This is a genomic window from Chryseobacterium sp. HNCC26DJ239 (assembly GCF_057180445.1).
Genome location: NZ_JBXUGJ010000006.1, coordinates 13,906 through 34,936 on the forward strand (window position 1 = coordinate 13,906; position 21,031 = coordinate 34,936).

At 34.8% G+C, this 21,031-nt stretch carries 14 protein-coding genes; 9 read left to right on the top strand and 5 right to left on the bottom strand.

Translation table 11 applies throughout. From position 1 onward, the window contains the following. Window positions 1-59 precede the first annotated feature (59 nt). Complete coding sequence (locus AC2A1D_RS13615) at window positions 60-323, bottom strand: hypothetical protein (protein ID WP_484044135.1); 264 nt, start codon at window positions 321-323, stop codon at window positions 60-62. 233 nt (window positions 324-556) lie between these two features. Here AC2A1D_RS13615 and AC2A1D_RS13620 point away from each other — a divergent pair, with 233 nt between their 5' ends. The 9 genes from AC2A1D_RS13620 (at window position 557) to AC2A1D_RS13660 (ending at window position 14,183) form a co-directional block, all read left to right on the top strand. Further along, a complete protein-coding gene (locus tag AC2A1D_RS13620; protein ID WP_484044136.1) occupies window positions 557-1,015 on the top strand; it encodes a GtrA family protein in 459 nt (152 codons plus the stop codon). Continuing rightward, window positions 1,008-1,742, top strand: a complete 735-nt coding sequence (locus AC2A1D_RS13625) for a lysophospholipid acyltransferase family protein (RefSeq protein WP_484044137.1) — start codon at window positions 1,008-1,010, stop codon at window positions 1,740-1,742. The genes AC2A1D_RS13620 and AC2A1D_RS13625 overlap by 8 nt, the downstream gene beginning before the upstream one ends. Window positions 1,743-1,786: 44 nt before the next feature. Further along, window positions 1,787-3,232 carry an MFS transporter gene (locus tag AC2A1D_RS13630; RefSeq protein ID WP_484044138.1) on the top strand — a complete coding sequence of 482 codons (1,446 nt, stop codon included), beginning with the start codon at window positions 1,787-1,789 and terminating at the stop codon, window positions 3,230-3,232. After that, on the top strand, window positions 3,222-4,280 hold the full coding sequence (locus AC2A1D_RS13635; RefSeq protein ID WP_484044139.1) for a DUF3810 domain-containing protein: 1,059 nt from the start codon (window positions 3,222-3,224) through the stop codon (window positions 4,278-4,280). The genes AC2A1D_RS13630 and AC2A1D_RS13635 overlap by 11 nt, the downstream gene beginning before the upstream one ends. Window positions 4,281-4,970: 690 nt before the next feature. Next, window positions 4,971-6,374: a glycoside hydrolase family 28 protein gene (locus AC2A1D_RS13640; RefSeq protein ID WP_484044140.1), complete on the top strand. Its 1,404-nt coding sequence runs from the start codon at window positions 4,971-4,973 to the stop codon at window positions 6,372-6,374. A gap of 1 nt (window position 6,375) precedes the next feature. Next, window positions 6,376-9,939: a DUF4450 domain-containing protein gene (locus tag AC2A1D_RS13645; protein WP_484044141.1), complete on the top strand. Its 3,564-nt coding sequence runs from the start codon at window positions 6,376-6,378 to the stop codon at window positions 9,937-9,939. A 168-nt stretch (window positions 9,940-10,107) separates the two neighbouring features. After that, window positions 10,108-12,243 (top strand): hypothetical protein, encoded by a 2,136-nt coding sequence (locus AC2A1D_RS13650; RefSeq protein WP_484044142.1) that lies wholly within the window; start codon window positions 10,108-10,110, stop codon window positions 12,241-12,243. A 329-nt stretch (window positions 12,244-12,572) separates the two neighbouring features. Continuing rightward, entirely contained in the window at window positions 12,573-13,619 is a 1,047-nt protein-coding gene (locus tag AC2A1D_RS13655; RefSeq protein ID WP_484044143.1) for a GntR family transcriptional regulator, read from the top strand. A 120-nt stretch (window positions 13,620-13,739) separates the two neighbouring features. Then, on the top strand, window positions 13,740-14,183 hold the full coding sequence (locus AC2A1D_RS13660; protein ID WP_484044144.1) for a nuclear transport factor 2 family protein: 444 nt from the start codon (window positions 13,740-13,742) through the stop codon (window positions 14,181-14,183). 181 nt (window positions 14,184-14,364) lie between these two features. On the opposite strand, the gene AC2A1D_RS13665 is transcribed toward AC2A1D_RS13660, so the two are convergent. The 4 genes from AC2A1D_RS13665 to AC2A1D_RS13680 form a co-directional block, all read right to left on the bottom strand. Continuing rightward, window positions 14,365-15,516 carry an alpha-hydroxy acid oxidase gene (locus AC2A1D_RS13665; RefSeq protein WP_484044145.1) on the bottom strand — a complete coding sequence of 384 codons (1,152 nt, stop codon included), beginning with the start codon at window positions 15,514-15,516 and terminating at the stop codon, window positions 14,365-14,367. Between the two features lie 87 nt (window positions 15,517-15,603). After that, the gene (locus AC2A1D_RS13670; protein WP_484044146.1) at window positions 15,604-16,989 is read right to left on the bottom strand and encodes an FGGY-family carbohydrate kinase; all 1,386 of its coding nucleotides are present in this window, start codon (window positions 16,987-16,989) and stop codon (window positions 15,604-15,606) included. Window positions 16,990-17,280: 291 nt separating this feature from the next. Then, window positions 17,281-18,561: a sugar isomerase gene (locus AC2A1D_RS13675; protein WP_484044147.1), complete on the bottom strand. Its 1,281-nt coding sequence runs from the start codon at window positions 18,559-18,561 to the stop codon at window positions 17,281-17,283. Window positions 18,562-18,774: 213 nt separating this feature from the next. Further along, the gene (locus AC2A1D_RS13680) at window positions 18,775-20,877 is read right to left on the bottom strand and encodes a bifunctional aldolase/short-chain dehydrogenase (protein WP_484044148.1); all 2,103 of its coding nucleotides are present in this window, start codon (window positions 20,875-20,877) and stop codon (window positions 18,775-18,777) included. Window positions 20,878-21,031 lie beyond the last annotated feature (154 nt).

Consider the following 21,031-nt stretch of genomic DNA (forward strand, 5'->3'; position numbering starts at 1 on the left):
GCTAAATTATGAATTTATCTTGAGAAAGAGAGGCAAAGAACAATGACTTTATTCAGAAACTATTGTTTAAGGTCCTTATCAGAAGTATTATACTGATGCAACCAATCTTCAATCTCGTCTTCAAGGTATGAAGTTTGAAGAATCATGGCATCCAAAAAATCGTCGGGTACATCTTTCCGCTCAGAATTCTCAAGATCCCATAAATCATCCGACATGTTTTCATATTCAGAGTAGACTCTCTTAAATCGGGAGCTTTGTCTTTCTAGAGCTTCAATATTTTTTTGCTGAAGCTGAAATTTTCTGTATTTGTTTTGACGTTCCATACAAATATTCTTAATTATACCGTTTATTACTGTGAGTGAAATGTGCTTTTAAAAGCCTAGCAAGATAGAAAAAACCTTCAGTTACAAAGAACTGAAAATGAATTTATTATCGAGTATCATACCCTTGGTTTAGAAAATTAAATTTAGAAATATTTTTGATTGCAAAAAATATTTTAACAACTTTTTTTACTGTTTAACATATAGTTATACCTTTGCAGCAATTGTTAAATTTCATGAAAGATATCTTGATAAGGCAGAAACAGGTACTTTTTTTCATTATTGCCGGTGGTCTTAGCGCATTAGTAGAAATAGGAAGTTTTAAGATTCTCAGCTCATATTTACCTCAATTTTTTATTGGAGAAAAAAACTTTCACGGAATTCATTTTCCTTTAAGTAACATTTTGTCTACTTCTTGCGGCATTATCACCAATTATTTTTTGAGCATATGGTTTGTCTTTGAAAGAGGCAAACATTCTAAAAGAAAAGAATTTGTATATTTTATGGCAGTTTCTGTGATTTCTACTCTTTTCAGCTTATTGTTTTTTCAGGTTTTTTATAGTTTTATATTTAAAGATAATATTGATTTAATTATATATACCTTAAGCCCGGAAATTATTAGTAAAATTTCTGCCATCTTAGTGGTTTCTATTTTAAATTATTCGGTAAAGAAAAAAGTGATTTTTAATGGATAGCCTAAAAAAACTTTTAAATTATCTCTGGAGAGGCTGGCTTATTATTCTGGCATTTGTACTCACTATTATTTTGGGGATTCCGGTCTATATACTTTCTTATAACAAAAAGCATTATAAATATGCCTACAAATTTATAAGAATCTGGAGCTATGGTATTTTTTATGGAATGGGACTTCGATATGAACTCATTAACCTAACCAATAAAAAAATCGACAAAAACCATCAATATGTCGTAATCTCTAACCATACTTCTATTATGGATATAATGCTTCCTTGCATACTTTTTCCAAATCATCCGCTTTGTTTCGTTGGAAAAAAGGAGCTTGAAAAGATTCCTATTTTTGGAACTATCTATAAAAGAATCTGTGTAATGGTAGACAGAAGCAGTGCAAGAAGCCGTGCTGATGTGTACAGACGATGTGCCGAAAAAATGGAAGAAGGAAATAGTATTGTAATTTTCCCCGAAGGCGGCGTTCCCGACGATACTTCTATTATTTTAGATGATTTTAAAGACGGTGCTTTCACTCTTTCTTCGAAACACAACTCACCAATTGCAGTTTTTACCATTATTGGTTTAAAAGAAATTTTCCCGTTCGATAACTCACAAGGACATCCAGGAAAAGTAAAGGTTTATTTTAATGATATCCTTGAACCTACAGAGAATCCTAAAGATCTTAAATTATCTTCATTTGAGACAATAAAAAAAACACTTACTGAACACAGTTAATCAAAGAAATACTATATATTTGTTTTTAGAAATTTTTAACAAATATGTCAAGTTATTCCAAACAAACCAATTGGGGGCAATTTATTCCTCTCGTTACGGTATTTTTTTTCTGGGGATTTGTTGCTGCAAGTAATGATATCCTAATCCCAGTTTTTCAAAAAGCCTTTAATTTAACCCAAACCGAAAGTATGCTCGTTCAGATTTGTTTCTACGTTGCATATACAGTTGGTTCTTTAATTTATATGGCGATTTCTAAAGGTTTAAAACAAGACCTTGTAAATAAAATAGGATATAAAAATGGTTTAATTGTAGGGCTTCTTATTTCTGCAGCTGGAACCTTACTTTTTTATCCTGCAGCAAACCTTGGGTCTTTCCCTCTAATGATTTCAGGTCTCTTTATTGTAGGACTTGGTTTTTCATTACAGCAAATTGTAGCCAACCCTTTAGCCATTGAAGTAGGACCAAGTGAAACAGGTTCACAGAGGCTTACTATGGCAGGAGGCATTAACAACCTTGGAACAACAATCGGACCTCTAATTGTTTCTTTTGCGATCTTCGGATCTGCTGCTGCAGCAAACAATAACGTAAGCGTAGAGAGCGTAAAAGTTCCTTACCTTATCTTAGGAGTTGCTTTCGTTTTGGTAGCCATCATGTTAAAGTTCTCCTCTTTACCTGTCGTTACTCCAACTATTCTTGAAGAGACAGACGACTCTACTACAGGAGAGCACAGAAAATCTGCTTTTGAATATCCTCAGTTAATTTTAGGAATGATTGCTATTTTTGTTTACGTAGGAGTAGAAGTATCTACAGCAAGTAATCTACCTGCATATATGGAAAAAAGCTTAGGTTTTGAAACCAAAGATGTAGCGCCATACATTTCTTTATACTGGGCTTCATTAATGATTGGTCGTTGGACAGGTGCTGTTGAAGCATTCGACGTAAGCGCCGGATTTAAAAAGATTTTAAGATTTTTAGCTCCCTACTTAGCTTTCGGAGTTTTCCTTCTAGTAAATGCCATCGCAAAACACGACCTTTCTCACTTCTATGTTTATGGCTTAATTATTATTGCGATGATTATCTGTGATATCATGAGTAAAGGAAACCCTGCAAGAATGCTATTAATTTTCTCTGTTGCAGGTATTGCAGCATTACTTATCGGGATGTTTACAACAGGAATGGTTTCTGTTTATGCATTTACAAGTGTTGGCTTATTCTGCTCTACACTTTGGCCATGTATTTTTGCTTTAGCAATTAATGGATTAGGAAAACACACCAACCAAGGTTCTGGATATCTTATTATGATGATCATGGGTGGTGGTATTGTAAGCTTTATCCAAGGATATGTTGCAGACCTTACCAATATCCATTTCAGTTATATTGTAGGTGTTATTTGTTTTGCTTATCTTGCTTTCTATGCAATAAGAGTAAGCGGTATCTTGAAATCTCAAGGAATTGACCTTGATAAAATAACAAAAGGAAGTGGTCATTAATACTACTAAAACATATTATAAAAAAAGATTTTGGGCAGGTATTTTACTTGCCCAATTTGTTTTGTTTTATACATTTTCGAACTTTAAATTTTTTATTGATTTTTTTGAAAATTTTTATGATTTTCAAAAGAACATTCACGTTGCAGTTTTCTCTTGGATTCCGTTTTCTTTTGGTGATCTGCTTTATGTTTTGGCTTCATTATTTCTATTAAAAACAGTTTACGTAATCTTTAGAAAAAACCTTAGAAAAAAAGCACTTCTACAACTACTTATCTTTTTAAATATCTCCTACTTTAGCTATCAGATTTTCTGGGGAATGATGTATTTCCAAACACCTATAATAAAGAAGCTTCATTCTCAAGAAAAACCTACGGTGGAAAAGGCGAAAATTTTAGCCATAAAATACCTCAACAAAACTAAGGAAACAAGAAAATATGTAACGGAAGATCGTAACGGAGTGTTTATCATTAAAGACAGAAACAGATTGATTAACGAAATTTTAGCTCAACAAAAGAGCTTTCCAAAATATATCTCCTCCCAAACTCCGCTTGAAAAAAAATCGATAAAAGAAAGTATTTTTAGCAATGTAATGAGCTTTACCGGAATTTCTGGATATTACAATCCTTTCACCGCAGAAAGTCAGTTTAATCATAATTTACCGCATTCTATTTTACCTTTTACAATAGCGCATGAAGCATCACATCAATTAGGTTTTGCCCGCGAACAAGAAGCAAACTTCATCGCTTATTTATCCGGAATACACTCTAAAAATCTTGATTTAAAATACAGTGCAGAGTACGCCACTCTAAAAAGTTTACTACGCTACATCTACAGCGAAGACCAAGCTTTTGCCGAAAAAATCATTAAACAATATTCGCCCGCAATGAAGCGCGATCGTGCCTATGAAAGAAACTTTATGATGAGCCATCAAAGTAAGTTGGAAGATTTTTTTGGATTTACCAACGACCTGTTTCTAAAAAGCAACCAACAAGACGGTGCGGTCACCTATTCATACTTTATAGATCTACTTCTTAACTATGAAAAATAAAAAGAATCGTATCAGGCGATACGATTCTAAAAACACAAATGATGAAAAAAAATTTATTACCTTGACTTGTTCCCTCATTCAAGGTGATGTAAAATTACGATTATATTTTTGTTTTGCAAATATCATAACATCTTTTTTATACACTTTAGCAGTAATTTAACAATTAAAAGAATATGGTGTTTTTTAAAATCACGTAATATAGAATTAATATTAATTTAACAAAACCTCCTACAAATAAACAAAACTGGAGTTTTTAGAAGTAATTTACAGTACAATTTAAACGAACGTTTTAAATAATAGTTAAAATTTTTAACATATATCTACAAACAATATCTTAATAAATTGTTAAAATATTAAGTTTTATTAATTAATTTTTTACACTTTAGCCCTGTATCATCCCAATTAATAGGCTCTAACGAAGATTGCAGAAAAATTATATAACTACAAAATTTATGTTAAAAAAACATAAAATGCTTCATTCTGAATCAAAAAGAAAATAAAATTATTTTTTCTGCTATGTATCAACAAAATAAAAGACATGAGTTTTTTAAGTGCAATCGATTGCTTTTTAATGCTATTTTTACCGACACCGACAGTGCAGGATAATTCTTCTGCGTAATTATTTTAGTTTGCAAATAAATTAGTCGGAAAACAAAAAAAGTTTCACACCCAATAAGTTTTAAAGACATCATGAAAAAATTAGCACTCTTATTAGTCGCATTCATTATATCGGTTCAGATTTCTGCACAATACAAACCGTGGACAGACACTAAGCAACCTTTAAAAGAAATAAAAGCGTTAAAAAAACAAATCAAAAAGCCAAAATTCAGAAAAGCAGATTACTTAATCACAGATTTCGGAGCTATTGGAGACGGAAAAACAAAAAACACAGAAGCCTTCAAAAAAGCCATTGAAAAATGCAATGCAGAAGGTGGAGGAAGAGTAATTGTTCCCGACGGAGTTTTCTTAACGGGTGCTATTTACTTAAAATCGAATGTCAATCTTCATTTGAGCGACAACGCAACCATTTTATTCAGTACAGACAGCAAAGACTACCCTATCGTTTTCACGCGCTGGGAAGGCATGGAATGTATGAATTACTCTTCGCTAATCTACGCTTATGAAGAAGAAAACATCGCCGTAACCGGAAAAGGAACTTTAGACGGAAATTCAGACAACGACCATTGGTGGTTTTGGTGTGGTGCAACAAAATATGGCTACAACGAATCTCGCCCGGGAAGACAAAATCCAGCTCGTGCGAAACTTCATGAGTATATGGCGAACAGAACTCCGGCAAGAGAAAGAATTTTTGGAGATGGTTATTATTTAAGACCAAATTTCGTTCAACCTTATAAATCGAAAAATTTTTACATGGCAGATGTTTTGGTAAAAAACTCTCCTATGTGGAATTTAAATCCAGTTTTGTGCGAAAATGTTTTTATTGAAAGAGTAAAAGTAATCAGTCACGGTCCCAACAACGACGGTTTCGATCCGGAAGCTTGTAAAAATGTTTGGATTAAAGATTCTTACTTCGACACAGGAGACGATTGTATCGCCATTAAATCCGGAAGAGACGAAGATGGAAGAGACATCGGTAGACCAGCCGAAAACCACATTATCGAAAACTGCGAAATGAAAGACGGTCATGGCGGCGTTGTTATAGGAAGCGAAATTGCAGGTGGCGCAAGAAACATTTACGCGATCGGAAATGTAATGGACAGCAAAAATCTAGACCGAGCTTTAAGAATCAAAACAAGTTCTAGCCGTGGCGGAACCATCGAAAATGTATTTTTCTACAATACAAAAGTGGGTGCTTACAAAGAAGCAGCGGTACGTTTTAATATGCACTATGAAAAGCCAGGAAATTATATTCCTACCATCAGAAATATTTGGGTAGAAAATTTAATCGTGGAGAAAGGCGGAAAATACGCTATCCTTTCTGATGCTTACGAATCTTCCCCTGTGACGGATTTTACGATGATTAATGCAAAAATGACTGGAGTAGAAATTCCATACAAAGTAGATTTCCTAAAAAATGTAACCTTAAAAAATGTAACCGTTAACGGACAACCTTTAACCGAGCTAAAAAAATAAAATGCGTAGGAAAACCATTTTCGCCGGACTGCTTGTTTTATCGGCTTTTTCACCGACTTTTTCCCAATCTAAACATTGGCAAAATAAAGAACGTGAACTGCATTACAAAGAAGACAAAGGAGATTTTCTGCTAGTAAACGGAAAATATCGCTTCAATCGTGCTTTGTACGGAGACAATCGTGCGTCGAGAGTGGAAGCCGGAGATTTGCCAGAATTCGCTTTATATCTTCCGGGAATGGGCGGAAATCTTCAATTCGTCATTCAGAAAGGGAATTCGATTAAGAAATTAATACAAGCTGATAAAATTGAAACTCGATACCGTCCTGGTTCGATGATATACGAAATTAAAGATGCTATTTTAGGAAACGGAAGTTTAAAACTGACAGTATTAGCACAAGCTAAAGAAGAGGGTTTGGTTTTAAAAATGGAAACTGAAAACATCGATTCTTCCACAAAAATCTATGCGGTTTACGGTGGCGCAAGCGGAACGACTTTCAGCAGAAACGGCGACATTGGGGCAGATCCGGAATCTGGTTTCTATTTACTTCCTGAATATTGTCTGAATAATCAGTTTCAAGCATTAAAAAACCAATTTCAGTTAAATTATTTTAATAAGAAAAAAGAAGTTCAAACTGTAAATGGAAGCTTTTCAAATGTCCCTTTTTTACAGATGACAGATGCGGAAACATTAGAAAACCTTTCTGCATTTACTCAAAATAAAATATCCAAATCTCCGATTATTTACGCAACCTATTCCGCGCAAAAGAATCCGGTTTACATTCAAATTTCAAAAGGAAAATCAGACAAAATTCTTTCTGATGAAACATTAAAAAACCTTTTTAATGACGCCGAAAAATCTCGTTTAACATTAACCAACAGAATTCAGTTAAAAACTCCCGATGCAGATTTGAATAATTTCGGAGCAAACTTAGCCGTTGCCGCAGACGGAATTTGGGAAAGCCCAACTTTTCTTCACGGTGCAGTTGCGTGGAGAATGCGTCTGAATGCATGGAGAGGAGCTTACACAGCAGATGTTTTAAATTGGCACGACAGAGCAAAAGAACATTTCGAAAGCTATTCCAACTCACAGGTTTTAGAACCTAAAACCGCTCCGGTTGTAATGGATACTTTGCTTCATTTGGCGAGAAGTGCAGAAAAAATGGGAACTTCGGTTTTCTCAAGCGGATATATTTCCCGAAACCCGAATGACAATACAAAACCGCATCATTACGATATGAATCTGGTATTTTTTGACCAGATGTTTTCGCATTTCAATTATACCGGCGACAAAGAATTTCTGAAAAAAATGTGGCCAACAATGGTTCGTCATATCGATTGGGAAAAAAGAAACTTTAAACGTGGCGATTTGTACGATGCGTATGCGGCGATTTGGGCAAGTGATGCGCTACAATATTCCGGTGGAAAAGTAACGCATACTTCGGCTTATAATTACAGAGCCAACCGTGAAATGGCGAAACTGGCAAAAATTATTGGCGAAAATCCTGAACCTTATGAAAAAGAAGCCGATGCGATTTTAAAAGCCATGAAAAATGAACTTTGGATTAAAAACAAAGGTTATTTTGCTGAATATAAAGACGCTTTAGGCAATCAAATCGTTCATGACCAACCGGGAATTTGGTCTATTTATCACGTTTCTGATGCTTTTATATTAAATGAATTTGAGGATTATCAGAACCTACAATACATCAATAATCACACTCCAAAAATCCCTGTAACAGCAATTGGTGCGGAAAATAAAAACTTTTATACACTTTCTACCACCAATTGGCAACCTTACGATTGGTCCATCAACAATGTCGCTTTGGCGGAAAATTTACAAACTGCATTAGCGTATTGGCAAGCCGGGAGAAATGAGGACGCGTATCAACTTTGGAAAGGAAATTTGGTTGAATCGATGTATTACGGAATTAGCCCCGGAAATTTTGAACAACTTTCTCATTACGATGCGTTTCGTGGGGAATTGTACCGAGATTTTGCCGACCCGATTGGAGTTGCCTCAAGAACTTTAACCGAAGGACTTTTTGGCGTTTATCCTAAATTACTAGACGAAACTATTGAAATAAAACCCGGTTTTCCAAAAGACTGGAATTCTGCCGAGCTGAAACTTCCGGATTGGGAATTTGTTTTCAGCAGAACTTCAAAGAAAACTGAATATATATTTAACTCAAAATATCAAAATCCGGTTGCTTTGAAAATGCAGATTCCGGTGAATCATTCAGACATCAAATCGGTAAAAGTAAATGGCAAAAAAGTAGATTGGAAAGTGAAACCCAATTCTATTTTACAGCCTATAATTCAGTTTGAAACACCAAAAGGAAAAAATTTCAAGGTCGAAATTAACTATTCAGGAGACGAAATTAAAACCGAAAAAACAGATTTCATCAATTATATTTCTGAAAATCTCGAATTGAATTTTGATGATAAAAAGAAAATTAAAGAAATCTACGACCCACAGGAATTGATTAAAAATAGAAAGGATAATCAGTTTAATTTAGTTCAAAAAGAAAAAAAAGGAACTTTTTTCGTGCAGGTTGAAGAAAACGGAATCACTTGGTGGCAACCGGTAAATGTCGATATTCGCTTTTCTTTGGAAACAAAATGGACGAATAAAACTTTGCACATTCAATCTCATTCAAATCAAATAATTAACGGGAAATTATCTGTTAATGGCTTAAATAAAACCTTTAACATTCAAAAAAATCAAAATACATCGATTGAAATTCCTATCCAATATTTAACTAAAGGAACCAATTCTATAGAACTTGAATACAACGGAATTAAACAAAATACCGAAATCATAGATTGGGAAATTGAAAACCAAGGTGAGTTTAAGAATATTTCTTTGGATTCAAAATACAATGAAAAAGTTACAGAAATTTTCAATCAAAAATATCTTTCGCCGAGACAGGAAGACCCTACTCTACAGCTTCCGTGGCAAGGAATCGGGAATTGGTGTTATCCTTTAATCACCGCCCAAATAGATGATTCTGGTTTAATGAATAAAAGGAAAAACAACAAAGTTGACTATCTCGGAATTCCTTTTTTAATTGACAAAACCGATAAAAACATTGCATTTGCAAGTCTGTGGGACAATTATCCAGATTCGGTTGAAATTCCTCTGAACGGAAAAGGAAAGAAAATCTATTTTTTGATGGCAGGTTCTACCAATCCGATGCAGTCGCAGATTGTGAATGGAAAATTGACAGTTCAATATATGGATGGTTCAACTTGTGAACTGGAGCTCAAAAACCCAATCAATTGGTGGCCAATTGAGCAGGATTTATTAGACGACAATTTTGCTTTTGAAATTCCCGATGATAAAATTCCGTACCGTGTTCAGTTGAAAACCGGAGAATTATACAAAGGCGGAACTTTATCGAAATATTCGAGTATAAAAGGTTTTTCAGACCGTCAAATTGATGGTGGAGCGGCAACAATTTTAGACTTGCCAATAAACCCAAATAAAGAATTAAAATCGATAAAATTAACTGCCGTAAGCAACGATGTTGTGATTGGAATGATGAGTGCGACAGTTTTGAGATAAATTAAATGATTTAACCACAAAAGATTCAAAAGAAATGTTTGAAAAATATGAAGTTCAAAAGTTTACAAAGTATATAACTTTCACTCTATTTTGTCAGCTTTTGTACAGCTAAATAACAAGAAAAATCTTTTGTCTCTTTTGCGGTTAAAAAACAAAATAAATTTAAAAATGAAAAAAATCACCCTATATCTAAGTCTTTTCTGTCTTGGAATTTCATCGTTCCAGGCGCAGAAAATCGACCGTAAAAAAGTGGTTCAGCGACACAATGTTGTCAACACAAAAGCCGATACTTTATCAACTTTAACGGTTGGAAACGGAAAGTTTGCATACACCGTTGACATTACCGGAATGCAGTCGTTCCCTGAATATTACAAAAACGGAGTTTCTCTGGGAACGCAATCAGAATGGGGTTGGAACAGTTTTCCTAATACCGAAAATTATAAATTCGAGGAGACTTTAAAGCCTTATGATTTCAATAACGACGGCAGAAAAGCGTTGTACAGCGTTCAAATAAAAGAGCCGGAACGCAACAAAAAAGCTGTTGAATATTACCGTGTGAACCAACATCGTTTGCAACTCGGCAATATCGGATTGGAATTGTACAAAAAAAATGGGCAAAAAGCTCAGGTTTCAGACATTCAAAACATCAATCAGAAAATTGATTTATGGACCGGAATTATCACAAGTGAATTTACTTTGGAAGGAACTCCTGTAAAAGTTTGGACTGCATCTTTCCAAAATTCAGATAAAATTGGGGTGAAAATTGAATCGGATTTAATTTCTCAAAAAAGATTGAAAGTTTTTGCACGTTATCCTTATCCAAGCGGACAATTTTTGGATGAAGCGGCGTTCTACGGAAACGAAAATCTTCACAATACGAAAATCGTTTCTTCGAATTCAAGCCAGGCTTTAATTGAGCACAAGTTACAAACCGCAGATTATTTCACACAACTGTATTTCACAGACGGAAAAATAAGTGCGGCGGGAAAACATAATTTCGTTTTCGAACCTTCTTCAAAAACCAAAAAACTTGAATTGACAGTTGAGTTTTCTGAAAAAAATCAGAAAACGTCAAAAAGCTTATTCGCTGATGCTGAAAAAGAAAGTACTTCTGGCTGGAAAAACTTCTGGGAAAGCGGTGCAGCCGTAGATTTTGAAGGGAGCACAGACAAAAGAGCCAATGAATTGGAACGAAGAATTGTGTTGTCTGAATATTTAACAAAAGTACAATGTGGCGGAAGCAATCCGCCGCAGGAAACAGGCTTAACCTTCAACAGTTGGTACGGAAAACCGCACACAGAAATGCATTGGTGGCACGGCGTTCATTATGCTTTGTGGGGAAGACCAGAAATTTTAGAAAAGCAATTAGATTATTATTTCAGGTCGTTTGAAAAAGCTAAAAAATTAGCAGAAAGACAAGGTTACAAAGGTGTTCGTTGGATAAAAATGTCGGATAATGATGGCAATGAAAGTCCGTCTTCTGTTGCAGCATTTTTAATTTGGGAACAACCGCATTTAATTTATATGACAGAACTTTTATATCGTCATAATCATGATAAGAAAGTTTTAGATAAATACAAAGATTTAGTGTTTGCAACTGCCGAATTTATGGCTGATTTTGCAACGTTTGATAAAGAAAAAAACCGTTACAATTTAGGAAAAGGGGTTATTCCGGCACAGGAAGTTTTCCCTGCAAAAGACACGTACAACCCAACTTATGAAGTAGCGTATTGGGATTGGACCTTGAGAATTGCGCAACAATGGAAAGAAAGATTAGGCCAATCGAGAGATAAAAAATGGGATGATGTGATTAATAAATTAGCCCCACTTCCGGTTCAGGATGGAGTGTATTTATCGACCGAATCGGCAAAAGATTCTTTCACATTTCCAAAATGGATGACAGACCACCCATCTGTTTTAGGAGCTTTAGGAATGGTTCCTGAATCTCCTAAATTGGATAAAAAAATCATGAAAAACACGCTAGACATCGTTTGGGAAAGATGGAACTGGGGACACACTTGGGGTTGGGATTTCCCAATGACAGCAATGAATGCGGCGAGATTAGGACTTCCTAACAAAGCTTTAGATGCTTTATTTATGGATGTTCAAACCAATACCTATCTGAAAAACGGACACAACTACCAAGATGGAAGATTAAGAATTTATCTTCCCGGAAATGGTGGAATTTTGACGACTGTTGCCATGATGTTGGAAGGTTGGGACAGTTCTACTGGTGAATTTCCTGGTTTCCCGAAAGATGGAACTTGGAAAATAAAAGCCGAAGGGTTTAAAAAAATGCCATAAAAAAATTCACAATAATATAGTTTCAAAGTCTGTTCTTAGAAAAGAGCAGGCTTTTTTTATTATCTTTAAAGATACCATACGAACGTTTGTTTATTTCTGAAAATTTAATAAAATAAAGACTTTACATAGTAATTTGGGGATTTTACAAACTTATAAATCTATTTTAGATAAAATTTTAAACAATTAAAAATCAACACATTAAAAACAAACTACATAGAAAAACATGACGTTTATCATTTCGATTATTTTTTTGTATCTTTTCTTCTGTCAAAATAAAAGTTTTTGTTTTCATTTTTAACTAAAAATTTTATTTACTCAAGCAAAGGATCATGTTAGAAACATTAGAAATTTTTATCAACGAAAATTCCAGGGTTCCGAAATATAAACAGATTGTAGATTCTATACTTAATGGAATTGATGCGGGAAAAATTAAAATTGGAGAAAAAATACCTTCTATTAATGAGCTCAGCGAATCTTGTTTTCTTTCAAGAGACACTGTAGAAAAGGCGTATAAGGATCTTCGAAAAAGACAAATTATAGAGTCTGTAAAAGGGAAAGGATATTATATTTCTCGCATTAACAAAAATGATAGTATCAATATTTTCTTTCTCATCAACAAGCCGAGTACTTACAAAATGATGATTTATGATTATTTTGTAAACGCGATCGGAAGCCACGGAAACGTTGAAATGTACATTTATCATTGTGATGAAACTCTTTTCATCAACTCTTTAAAGAAAAATATTGGCGGTTTTGATTATTACGTAATTATGCCCCACTTTAGAGACGAACAATCGAAGCATACAAGTTCTACGCAGGAAGTAATCGATATTATTGAGAAAATTCCGAAAAACAAACTTTTGATGCTCGATAATACCAAACCTAATATTTCAGGTGAATACGGCTCTATTTTCCAAGATTTTGAACATGATATTTACAACGCTCTGAAAGAAGGTTTAGACAAAATAAAAAAATACGAAAAGATTATTTTGGTTTATCCAGACAAAGATATTCATCCTTACCCTTTCAGAATTGCAAGAGGTTTTGAGAATTTTTGCAGAGATTATAAGCTTGATTATGAAATTCTCGACGAAATTTACCCAGATATGGAATTGCAAGACAAAGACTTGTTTATTACCATTAGAGAAAGGGATTTGGTGAATTTGGTAAAGCAAATAAGACAAAAAAAACTAAAACTTGGAGAAGACATCGGGATTATCTCTTACAATGAAACTCCTCTAAAAGAATTACTAGGAATTACGGTAATTACAACAGATTTTAAAGCGATGGGAGAATCTGCAGCTTACATGATTCTAAAAAACAAAAAAGAACAGGTAAACAACGTCTTTAAATTCATACAAAGAGACTCTTTATAAGTAACTATTTTTCAACTGTATTTATTTAAAATTAAAAGTTTAAAAAGCGCAATCGATTGCGCTAAAATTAATCTACATTTCTTTGATAAAATATTACAAACCTATATTTTACAATTCATTATGATAAAAAAAATCATTTTTGCAGTAAGCTTCTTTATGGTAATTGCTGTTTCTGCACAGAAAAAAAATGACACTACTGCTGTAACCGATGCTGCTGAAAAACTTAGACTCGCCATGATTAGCGGTAATAAAACAGAACTCGAATCCCTAATCTTACCAGAATTAACGTATGGACATTCTGGAGGTCATATTGACGACGCTAAAGAGTTTGTGGATAAATTAGTAAGCAAAAAATCTGATTTTGTAACGATTGATATTACCAACCAAAATGTGCAAATTATTGGCAACACGGCAACCGTTCGTCATCATTTGTACGCAACAACTGCAGATATGGGAAAAGCTCCTGGAGATGTAAGTCTTGACATTCTTTTGGTTTGGGTAAAGAACAAAAAAGATTGGAAATTACTCGCAAGACAAGCCGTAAAAGCTGAGAAAAAGAAATAATTTAGATAAAAATTAAGGTTAAATTTACCTTATTTACACTAAATTTCTACCATAAAAATTGATTCCTTTTTACTGAAATAGACTGTCTCATTGGGCAGTCTATTTTCATTATTAAACTTAAAATTTAGCCACAAAAAAACGGGCTAAAGCCCGTTCAAAAATGTTTACTATAATTCAAAAATTATTTCACTCTGAAATTCTGCAGTTGTTCAGGTTTTTCGCAGCAAACCTGCTCCATTACCTGTCTGAACTGCATTTTTAGCATTTCGATGATATGGTCGCCGCCTTTATCACCCAAAGCTCCAACAGCATACATAAAAGTACGCCCCATAAAGGTAAATTCAGCACCGCAACTTAATGCACGAGCCACATCTGGACCGGTTCTTACACCGCTATCCATCATAATTTTAATTTGCCCTTTATATTTATCACTAATTTCTTTTACCACCGCAATTGTAGATTCACCTGCATCCAGCTGTCTTCCGCCGTGATTAGAAATAATCATTCCATCGAAACCTAAACGCACCGCTTCAGCAGCATCTTCGTCGGAAGCAACGCCTTTAATCACCAATTTTCCTTTCCATTTATCACGAATCGCTTTTATTCTGTCTGAATTTAATCTTCCTGAAAAAGTAGAATTCATAAACTGCCCCAACTGCTTTACATTCATGTTTTTATCCATGTATTTTTCCATTGTTTTGAAACTTGGAACGCCGTGTTTTAACATTTCAAGACACCATTGAGGTTTTACTAAAGCTTGAGAAACATTTCTAAAATTCAGTTGAGGCGGCATTGCCAAACCATTTCTGATTTCTTTCGCTCTGTACCCAAACGTAGGAACATCAGATAAGACACATAAAACATCATATCCAGAAGCTTCGCAACGATCCAAAATATCGTCTCTCAACCATTCTTCTCTTGGATGATAGAGTTGATACCAAGCTTTTCCTTCCGTTAACTCTGCAATTCTCTCGATACTGCTTGTTGTTACTGTACTTAAAATGAACGGAATATTATGTTTAAAAGCTGCTTTTGCTAAAATTTCTGGTGCATTTGGCCACATTAAACCTTGTAAACCAACCGGAGAAATCCCGAAAGGCGCAGAATATTTTACACCAAACAATTCCGTTTCCATATTGGCTTCTGCATAATTGTTATTTAAGTATTGCGGTCGAAGTAAAACGTCTCGCAATTCGCTGGTATTACGGTCACGGTTAATGTTTTCGTTGCAACCACCGTCTAAATATTCAAATGCAAAACGGGGCATTCTTTTTTGAGCTCTTTCAATTAAAAGCTCTAATGAAGCATATTTGGTATCAAATGGAAAAGCCATAATGAGTTTTTGGTTGTTGGTTATTGGTTGATTGTTGTTTGTTTTTCAGATGATGCTATCAACTGAAAACTACCAACCAACAAAAAATTAATAATTAAGAATTAAAGGTTGCAACACTTTCATTTGATAATGTTGCTGCAAAAATGTTTCATCAATTTTTTTGTTTGAAATAACCATTGACGCCCCCAATGCCGAACCTAACGGCGAATGTGTAGACATCACTTGGAAATCCTGAAAATGATGAGACATCAACTTCATAAATACATCGTTGTCTGTAAAACCACCATCAATATAAATGGTTGAAATATCTGAGTTTCCGATTGCATTTTTAATGGTATGAATCTGAAGGTCCATCAATTCAATCATCAATTGATGATATGCTTCTTCAAAAGTAGCAAAAGAATTCAAATCGGTCTCCGTAATCATTTTTCTTTTCAAAACAATGCCTTCAAAACGGAAATACACTGCTTTGTGCTTCATAAGGCTCAAATACATATCCTGATTAAACTTTACATCTCTATGGAAACCATATTCTTTACCGTAATATTTGCACAGTTTTTCAACCTGAATTTTATATTCATTACCCATGAAGAAACGCGATGCTTTTACACGTTTTCCATCAATTCGCATATAATTCAGGCAATTATTTTCAATGTCTTCGTCTGTTAAACTTTCATCATTGAATGGGTTTAAAGAAATACTCCAAGTTCCTGTTGAAAGCAAAAGGAAAGGATTTTTCTTGCTTAAAATGTATGGTAAAAGTGCGGAAGATGAATCATGAATTCCGACACCAATTTTTATTTTTTTATTTCTGTAAGAAGTATTAATGCTCGCCGAAGTCGGAACAATCGGAGGCAACAAAGCGTCTATTTCTTCTACGTAAACCCAGTCGTGATAATCGTTTTTGTCATAGTCCCACAAATTGGTGTGGCAGCCGATAGAAGTAAATTCCGACACACAAATTCCGGTGAATAAATACGATAAATACTGTGGTAAATGAAGACTGTAACGAATTTTTTTGAATACTTCAGGATGTTTGTATTTCAACCAAAAGAGTTGCAAACCAGAGTTGAGCATTCCAGCTTGTGGAGATGCTGTTTCACGAGCGATTTTCAGTTTACTTCCGTGCTTTTCGTAGAACAAATCAAGGATTTCGTCTTCCATTGGCTTTGTATAGTTGTACAAAGGCGTGAGAACATTTCCTTTCTGGTCCAAATGCACAAAACTCGCTCCGTAAGTAGAAAAATTGATGGCTTTTACATCAAACTCATCGCTTTCAAGAATGTTGTGAAAATTTTCTTTAATCCAGTTTTGCAGTGCAGCCAAATCTTCTGTAGGATAGCCATCTTCGTCGGTGGTGAGTGGTAATTCTGTATATTCACGCACAACTTCCTGATAATTTTTATCAAATAAAAAGAATTTTTTATTGGTCTTTCCAATATCAAATACGATGGTTACCTTTTTTTTAGACATTCTGATGATGAGTTAGATTGAGTATTTTATATTCGGATTTAAAATTGTGTCGCTGTTTAAACGCAAAGTTCGAAAAGGCGTTCTACTCAGCAAAGGGCACAAAGTTTTAAATTTGACTATTTAATTATTTTAAACGAAATAATTTTTCAAATGTATTTTCCCTTTTTTAAATTTTAAACCATTAAGGAGGATTTTTCGAGAAACCCAAACCTTAATGGTGTAAATAAGAATACATATAATTACACTTTCGATTGCACTTGAAAGTTGAATTATTGAAATTAAAACAAGATTTTACAATCCTGTTGCTTTGGTTTCAAAACCTCTTTCAGAGATTAAATTTTCTCTTACTTTAAGGTTTCTATATGCAGAAATCGGGTCTAAAGCCGCTCCTGTTTGTAATCTTGCTGCTCTTAGCAACGGTCTTACGTCTGTTCTGTATGCGTTTTGCAAAATCTCTTGTGCACATACAACGTCGTTATTCAACTGTGCGTCTTTCAATGCTTTTTGGTCTACCAAAAGTGCTTGTGCGTACGCCATTAAAATTGCTTCCAAAGACTGAATTAAATCTTCCAGAGGGTCTTTAATGTTATGACTTGCATCAATCATCCAAGCCGGATATGGGTTGTTTGGATTGTTTTCAATTCCGTACACCAATTCGTTGAAGATCAAGAACAAAGCGTAAGGTTTGATAGAACCTACCGTTAAATCATCATCTCCATACTTACTGTCGTTGAAGTGGAAACCTCCTAATTTCCCTTTATACATCAACGTTGCGACAATTTGCTCGATGTTTGAATTCAGTAAATGGTGACCTAAATCTACCAAAGTATACGCTCTCTCTCCGCAAGCATTTGCCAACATGAAAGACGTTCCCCAATCTTGGATTGTTGTTGAGTAGAAATTCGGTTCGTAAGGTTTGTATTCGATGAATAATTTCCAATCTTCAGGCATTCCTGCATAGATTTCCTTTAAACTTTGCTCTGTTCTAGACAAAGCAGTTTGGAAATTCAATTGCCCGGGGAAACTTGCTCCGTCTGCCAACCAAACAGTTAAGCTTTTTGAACCTAATTCTTTTCCGATTTTAATTACTTCCTTATTGTGTTCTACAGCATATGCTCTAGAATCTTCGTTGGTTGTATTTAAAGAACCGAATTTATATGAATGTTTCGCTCCCGGTTGGTCCTGAAATGTGTTTGAATTCATCGCATCGAACACTAAATTGTGAGCCGCAGCTTTTTCTTTCAAAGCATTTACATCACTCGGAATATCCCATGGAATATGAAGTGAAACAGCACCTGCAGAATGTGTTAAAGCATGAATTAAACCTACATCATCCAATTTTTCTTCTAAAGATGAAGGCTCTCCTCCGTAAGAAAATCTTCCGAAACGAGTTCCTCCCGCTCCTAAAGCCCAACTTGGAATTGCTACCTGAAAATCTGCGATTTTATTAACAATTTCCGAAACGTTTGCTCCAGATTTTGATAGTTTATCTGATAAATAAGCAAAGTCTGAATTGAAGTTTTCTAACTCTGCTTTGTTGTATTGTTCAATGATATCTTTTCCTATAATCATGATTTGATTTTTTGATTTATTTTTACCACAAAAGTCACAAAAGCTTCTTGAAAATTTCTAAGTTTAATGTTTTAGCATTAAAGTTCAAATAAACAATGTCTTTCAATTCAACAAATTTCAGAAATCCTTACTTGATCTTTTCAGAAATCGAATAATATCTCTAAAACTTTTGTGCCTTTTATGGTTAAATATTTCTTCAGTTAAATTTAACTATTATCTTGGGAACGCATTTGCCATTCCGCCGTCTACATTGATGATGTTTCCTGTACTTTTGTCTAAAATTGCAACGCAGGCAAAAACTCCATTAGCGATATCTTCAGGAAGAATAATTTCGTTCAAAAGGTTTCTTTTTGCGTAGAAAGCTGGTAATTCTTCAACAGAAATTCCGTTGGCTTTTGCACGACCTTCTGCCCATTCTCCTTCCCAGATTTTACTTCCAACGATTACTCCGTCTGGATTTACAACGTTTACACGAATTTTGCTTGGCGCCAATTCTGCTGCCAATAATCTCGTCATGTGTTGTTGTGCTGCTTTTGCAGTTCCGTATGCTACGTTGTTTGGTCCTGCAACCAATCCGTTTTTACTTGCAATGTTTACGATGTCACCTCCAAGATTTTGTTGTTTCATGATTGCAGTTCCTAATTTTGACATTAAGAATTGACCTTTCACTAAAACATTTTCTAAAAGATCCCAATCTTTCAAAGTTGTGTCTTCTAAAGATTTAGAAATGGCTAAACCTGCAGAATGTACAACAATGTCTACTCCACCGAACGCTAAAATTGTTTCTTTGTATGCTTTAGCAATGGCTTCATCACTTGTAACATCACACTGAACTGCAATCGCTTGATCTGTGCTATATTTTGATGTTGCTGCTTCTACTGCATCAGAATTTAAGTCTGTGTAAACCACAACCGCACCTTCAGCAACCATTTTATCGGCAATCGCTTGTCCGATTCCACCTCCTGCTCCGGTTACGATAGCAATTTTTCTTGAAAGTGGCTTTTCTTTTGGCATTCTTTGAAGTTTAGCTTCTTCCAACAACCAATATTCGATGTTGAATGCTTCTTGCCTTGGTAAAGATGTGTATTCTGTAATGGCTTCTGCACCACGCATTACGTTGATTGCGTTTACGTAAAACTCGCTTGCAACACGCGTAGTTTGCTTATCTTTTGAGAAACTAAACATACCAACTCCTGGATAAATGATGATAACCGGGTTCGGATCACGCATTGCAGGGCTGTTTGGATGTTTACAAGTTTCGTAATATTCTTTATAATCTTGTCTGTATTGTTCGAAAAGAGGGTTTAGTTTTTCAAGAATTGCTTTAGAATCAGAAAGATCTTCGTTTTTATCTAACGTTAAAACCAATGGCTGAATCTTCGTTCTTAGGAAGTGATCCGGGCAAGAAGTTCCAAGTGGCGCCAATCTTTCCAAATCATTAGAGTTGATGTATTCTAAAACAACATCGCTGTCTGTAAAATGACCCACCATTCTGTTTTCTGAAGACGCCAAACCTCTTAGCATAGGCATAATCTGCGCTGCTTTTTCTTTACGTTCTTCAGCTGGAAGAGATTCCACTTTTTGACCACCGAAAACCTGACCTTTTTCTTCGATTTTTTTAGCGATAAATTCAGAAGCCATTTCAATAACTTCTAAACTGTTGATGTAGCATTCGTAAGAAGTATCTCCCCAAGTAAATAAACCGTGGCTTCCCAAAACAATCCCTCTAATTCCAGGGTTGTCGTTTAAGCATTTTTCTAATTGAAGACCTAGATCGAAACCTGGTTTTTGCCAAGGAACCCATCCCATTGTGTCTCCCCAAATTTCTTTAGTTACCGCCTCGCTATCTTTCGCTGCAGCAACGGCAATAAGTGCATCTGGGTGAAGGTGATCGATATGTTTGAAAGGAAGTAAACCGTGAAGCGGCGTATCAATAGAAGGTGCTTTACTATCTAAATCATAAATACAATGGTTGAAAAGACCTACCATTCTATCTTCGTCTTCCAAACCTTGGTAAACGTCTTTAAGATTTCTTAATCTTTCCGTGTAAAGACCTGCAATTCCTTTTCTTGTAAGAGTTCCGATGTCTCCTCCAGAACCTTTTACCCACATTACCTCAACCTCTTGGTTGGTAAGCGGATCTTTTTCGATGGTTTTACAGCTTGTATTTCCTCCTCCGTAATTGGTAATTCTAAGATCTGCTCCTAAAATATTTGAACGGTAAAGGAATAATGCCACCTGATCATCACCAAGAGCAGCTGCCTTCTCATCATTCCACAAATAGTCTACGTATTTAAATGTCTTTACTTTTTCCATTGCTTTCTTTTTGTTTTCTGAATTTTACCCAAATTTAGACTGTATAAATTTCAGTACTATCCCGCACTATACTGCTGAATCAATAATTTAAGCTTAAATTAATACTGATTTTTATCATCTTTATGATTCAGCCTTATAGAATGGGTAATGAGTT